We start from the raw sequence: 5,633 nt of genomic DNA on the forward strand, positions 1-5,633 counted from the left end.
GCCAGGGTGAAGTGTGGGTAACACCATGCGGAGGCCCGAACCAGTGTCAGTTGAAAATGGCTTGGATGAGCTGAGGATAGGGGTGAAAGGCCAACCAAACTCCGTTATAGCTCGTTCTCTCCGAAATAGCTTTAGGGCTAGCCTCACATGATTTGTGCAGGAGGTAGATCACTGGATGGACTAGGGCTTCGAAAGAAGTACTGAATCCAACCAAAATCCGAATGCCTGCAACAACAGTGTGGGAGTCAGAATGCGGGGGATAAGCTCCGTGTTCAAAAGGGAAACAGCCCAGATCGCCAGCTAAGGTCCCAAAATTCATGCTAAGTGGAAAAGGATGTGAGAATACACAGACAGCCAGGAGGTTGGCTTAGAAGCAGCCATCCTTTAAAGAAAGCGTAATAGCTCACTGGTCGAGCGTCCTTGCGCCGAAGATGTAACGGGGCTCAAGCATGATACCGAAGCTGCGAATCCCTTCGGGGATGGTAGGAGAGCATTCCTGGTCTTGGATTCGAATCGTGAGGTTCGATGTTTACCAGGAAGAGATCCTGCCGGCATGAGTAGTGATAATCCCGGTGAGAACCCGGGACGCCGAAAATCCAAGGTTTCCTGAGCAAGGTCAGTCCTCTCAGGGTTAGTCGGATCCTAAGCCGAGGTCGAAAGGCGTAGGCGATGGAAAGCAGGTCAACATTCCTGCACCACCCCAACAGCGTTTGTACGATGCGGGGACGCAATAAGTCAGGCAGACCGTGCCGTTGGTTGAGCACGGCGGGTGACAAGGAAGGGCTCGTTAATCAGGGCCGGAATTCTGAGGTAGCCCGGGAAATTCGGTTTTGCCGGATGAACCTGCTGAAACTATGTTGCCAAGAAAAGCCGCTAAGGAGTTGTTGAGGTGTCCGTACCGTAAACCGACACAGGTAGATGGGTTGAGTATACTAAGGCGCACGTGTGAAATCTCCTTTAGGAACTCGGCAAATTAACTCCGTAACTTCGGGAGAAGGAGTGCCTCGTTAGGGTGACGTTTTTCAACTGAGCTCGAGGAGGCCGCAGAGAATAGGCCCAAGCGACTGTTTATCAAAAACACAGGTCTCTGCTAAGATGAAATCGATGTATAGGGACTGACGCCTGCCCGGTGCCGGAAGGTTAAAGGGAGGGGTTAGCTTCGGCGAAGCTCTGAACTGAAGCCCCGGTAAACGGCGGCCGTAACTATAACGGTCCTAAGGTAGCGAAATTCCTTGTCGGGTAAGTTCCGACCCGCACGAAAGGCGTAACGATTTGGGCACTGTCTCAAGGAGATGCACGACGAAATTGTAGTACCGGTAAAGATGCCGGTTACCCGCTGCTGGACAGAAAGACCCCGTGAACCTTTACTGCAACCTAATATTGAATTCTGGTGCGGTATGTGCAGGATAGGTGGGAGGCTTTGAAGTTCCACCGCCAGGTGGGATGGAGCCAATCTTGGGATACCACTCTTGTCGTATCGGGATTCTAACCCACGGAGTTATCCTCCGTGGAGACAGTGTTAGGCGGGTAGTTTGACTGGGGCGGTCACCTCCCAAAGAGTAACGGAGGTGCCCAAAGGTACCCTCAGGCTGTTTGGAAATCAGCCGTAGAGTGCAAAGGCATAAGGGTGCTTGACTGCGAGACCGACAGGTCGAGCAGGTGGGAAACCAGGGCTTAGTGATCCGGTGGTTCCGTATGGAAGGGCCATCGCTCAACGGATAAAAGGTACTCCGGGGATAACAGGCTTATAGCGTCCAAGAGCTCATATCGACGACGCTGTTTGGCACCTCGATGTCGGCTCATCACATCCTGGGGCTGGAGCAGGTCCCAAGGGTTCGGCTGTTCGCCGATTAAAGTGGTACGTGAGCTGGGTTCAGAACGTCGCGAGACAGTTCGGTCCTTATCCACAGTGGGCGCAGGAGATTTGAGGGAATCTGTCCCTAGTACGAAAGGACCGGGATGGGTGAATCTCTGGTGATCCAGTTGTTCCGCCAGGAGCATTGCTGGGTAGCTACATTCATTATGGATAACCGCTGAAAGCATCTAAGCGGGAAGCCAATCCCAAGATAATATCTCCCTTCACCTTCGGGTGACTAAAGACCCCTCGTAGACGACGAGTTTGATAGGCTGGATGTGTACGCACGGTAACGTGTTTAGCTGACCAGTACTAATCGGTCGTGAGCCTTAACCATTTGTTTACGCAGCCTTACTCCCGACAAATCTAACTCAGCAATAATGATAAAAAGCCGCGCAATATTCCCGGTGACCATAACGAAGAGGCAACACCCGGTTACATTCCGAACCCGGAAGTTAAGCTCTTCAGTGCCGATGATACTGCCTTGGAAACGGGGTGGGAAAGTAGGTCGTCACCGGGATTTTTTTTATCCATTTTCCAGGAATTCCCCACCAACCCACCGATGGACCCATCCGGGCCGTTGTTTTGTTGACGTATTTCCATTTTTCTGATATATTCATCCATTCGCATGGTGTTTTTTCCGTAGTGTTATCCATGATACGAAAAAAAACCCGATATAGGAGGTCTATTTGCCTACCATAAATCAGTTGATACGGTTTGGCCGGAAACAGCAGAAAGTAAAGAGCAAGTCTCCGGCTCTTGAGAATTGTCCCTTGAAGCGCGGGGTGTGCACCCGGGTGTTTACCACCAACCCGAAAAAGCCCAATTCCGCCATGCGCAAGGTGGCCCGCGTGCGCCTGACCAACGGGATAGAGGTCAGCGCCTATATCCCCGGTGAAGGGCACTCTCTTCAGGAGCACTCCATCGTGTTGGTGCGCGGCGGTCGTGTCAAGGATCTCCCCGGCGTACGCTATCACGTGGTACGCGGTGCCAAGGATTCAACGGGTGTGGACAGCCGCAAGCGCGGGCGTTCCAAGTACGGCACCCGCCGGCAGAAAAAGGTTTAGTGATTCGGGAGTCATGAATGCCCAGAAGAAAACTGCGTAAACAAAAGGATCAGATTTTTGATCCAGTGTTCAACTCTTCCGTTGTGGCCAAGATGGTCAACTCCATCATGTTACACGGGAAAAAGGCCACGGCTGAAAAGGTCGTATACGGGGCCATGAACGAAATCCAGGAAAAGCTGCAGGAAGATCCCTTGAAAGTGGTGACAAAGGCTGTGGAAAACATTCGCCCACAGATCGAGACGCGCTCACGCCGGGTAGGCGGGGCCACGTACCAGGTACCCATGGAAGTACGCAAGGATCGTTCCTACGCCCTGGCCATCCGTTGGTTGACCCAGTATGCCCGTGAGCGTGGCGGCAAGAGCATGCAGGAAAAGCTGGTTGGAGAGTTGCTGGACGCGTTCAACAATCGCGGTGGCGCCATCAAGAAGCGGGAGACCGTACACAAGATGGCGGAATCCAACCGGGCCTTTGCTCACTATCGCTGGTAATCAGGATCATCATGGATACAATACCGGTTGAAAGAATCCGCAACATTGGTTTCATGGCACATATTGATGCCGGCAAAACCACCACTACTGAGCGGATCCTTTTCTATTCCGGTGTGACATACAAGATGGGGGAGGTTCATGACGGCACGGCGGTCATGGATTGGATGGATCAGGAGCAGGAGCGGGGTATCACCATTACTTCCGCTTGTACCACCACCCATTGGAAAGACTACCAGATCAACATCATCGATACGCCGGGGCATGTGGATTTCACCGCCGAAGTGGAGCGTTCCCTGCGCGTGCTTGACGGAGGAATTGTTGTGCTCTGTGCCGTAGGCGGCGTCGAACCCCAGACAGAGAAAGTCTGGTTCCAGGCGGAAAAATATCGCGTGCCCCGTATCGCGTACATCAACAAGATGGACCGGGTGGGAGCGGATCATTTTGATGTGATGGAGCAGCTCCAGACCAAGTTAAAGGCCAATCCGCTGTTGCTTCAGCTTCCCCTGGGAACGGAAAACGATTTTTCCGGCGTTATTGATCTGATCGAGATGAAAGCGTATCGCTACGGCAGCGATCTTTTGGGCGCTACCCACGAAGAGGTTGCCGTCCCCGCGGAGTTGCACGAAGAAGCCGAACTCTACAGGGAGCGGCTGGTCGAACAGGTGGCCGAGCACGATCTTGAAGTCATGGAGCACTTCATCGAAAAAAAATTGGTGGATGCAACCATGCTGCGTGCGGGTGTGAGACGCGTTACGCTCGAGTTGGCCGCCATTCCGGTGCTCATCGGCTCATCGTTTAAAAACAAGGCGGTCCAGATGTTGCTGGACGCGATCGTGGCTTTTCTTCCCTCTCCCCGGGATGTCTCCGCGATCCGCGGGTTTTCACCGCGCACGGGTGAAGAAATCACCCGGGAACAGTCGACCACCGAGCCCCTGGCCGCTCTGGTTTTCAAAATAATGAGCGACACCTATATGGGACATCTTATCTATTTCCGCGTATACTCCGGAACCATGAAGGCGGGCGGCGTGGTGGTCAACCCCATTTTAAAGAAACGCGTGCGCATCACGCGGATTCTCAAGATGCACGCCAACAAGCGGGAAGAAGTCAAGGAGGTCGGCGCCGGAGATATCGCCGCCACGGTTGGCATGGCGGATGTGTCGACCGGAGACACGCTTTGTGATGAGCGCAACCCGATCATCCTGGATGCCATTTCTTTTCCCGAACCCGTGGTTTCAGCGACCATTGAGCCGCGTCACACTTCCGACCACAAGAAACTGGACGAAGTGCTGGACAAGTTAAAGGTCGAAGATCCCACCCTTACGGTTAAGATCAATCGTGAAACGGGACAGAAGATCGTTTCCGGTATGGGAGAATTGCACCTGGAAGTAGTGCGGGAACGCATTCGCCGCGATTTCAGCGTAGAAACCAAGTTGGGCAAGCCGCGCGTGGCGTACCAGGAAACCATACGCAAAGTGGCTCGTGGTGAAGAAAAGTATTTTCAGCAGGCGGGCGGGCATTCTCAATTCGGTCACGTGGTATTGGAGCTGCGGCCGACCAACGGAGCGGACAAGTTGCGGTTTGTGGCATCGATAAAGGATGATGTGGTGCCGCGGCGGTTTCATGCCGCTGTAGAAGCCGGCGTGCGTGAAGCCATGGATTTCGGTTTCATTGCCGGGTATCCCGTAACCGGGGTGATTGTGGCCCTGGTGGGCGGATCCCTGGATGAAGAGAATTCAACGGAACTGGGCTATAAGGTGGCGGCATCCATGGCGTTTCAGAAAGCGTTCCAGGCCGCAGACCCGGTCTTGCTCGAGCCCATCATGAAACTGGAGATACGCGTTCAGGATGATTACCTGGGTGAGGTGATGGGGGATTTGAATTCCCGTCAGGGCCGGGTAACCCATTTGGACAATCGCCACGGCCTGCACGTCATTGACGTACGGGTACCCATGTCGAATATGTTCGGTTACGCCACGGCGTTACGCACCCTGACCCAGGGTCGGGCCAGTTACGCCATGGAGTTTGCCGACTACGCGCCCATGACGGATGAAAAAATGCAGGATGTATTAAAGAACCAGTTGGGAATATATTCACTCAATTAGGAGGTCGACCATGGCGAAAGAGAAGTTTAATCGCAGTAAGCCGCATTTGAATATTGGCACGATCGGTCACGTGGACCACGGCAAGACCACGTTGACGGCGGCGATCACCAAGGTTTTGGCG

4 protein-coding genes and 2 rRNA genes (1 of these 6 running past the window's edge) are annotated in these 5,633 nt (G+C 53.5%); all 6 read left to right on the plus strand.

The genetic code is table 11. The features are described 5' to 3' along the window. A 23S ribosomal RNA gene (locus ENN40_00350) occupies positions 1-2,194 on the plus strand; it begins 769 nt to the left of the window's first position. 64 nt (positions 2,195-2,258) lie between these two features. Next, a 5S ribosomal RNA gene (gene rrf, locus ENN40_00355) occupies positions 2,259-2,375 on the plus strand. Between the two features lie 169 nt (positions 2,376-2,544). After that, a complete protein-coding gene (locus ENN40_00360; GenBank protein HDP93799.1) occupies positions 2,545-2,922 on the plus strand; it encodes a 30S ribosomal protein S12 in 378 nt (125 codons plus the stop codon). 17 nt (positions 2,923-2,939) lie between these two features. Beyond that, a complete protein-coding gene (locus ENN40_00365; protein ID HDP93800.1) occupies positions 2,940-3,410 on the plus strand; it encodes a 30S ribosomal protein S7 in 471 nt (156 codons plus the stop codon). 11 nt (positions 3,411-3,421) lie between these two features. Next, entirely contained in the window at positions 3,422-5,512 is a 2,091-nt protein-coding gene (gene fusA / locus ENN40_00370) for an elongation factor G (GenBank protein ID HDP93801.1), read from the plus strand. 10 nt (positions 5,513-5,522) lie between these two features. Beyond that, the coding region (locus ENN40_00375) for a hypothetical protein (protein ID HDP93802.1) at positions 5,523-5,633 on the plus strand (111 nt) is incomplete at its 3' end.

This window comes from Candidatus Aminicenantes bacterium, assembly GCA_011049425.1.
Lineage (GTDB): Bacteria > Acidobacteriota > Aminicenantia > UBA2199 > UBA2199 > UBA876.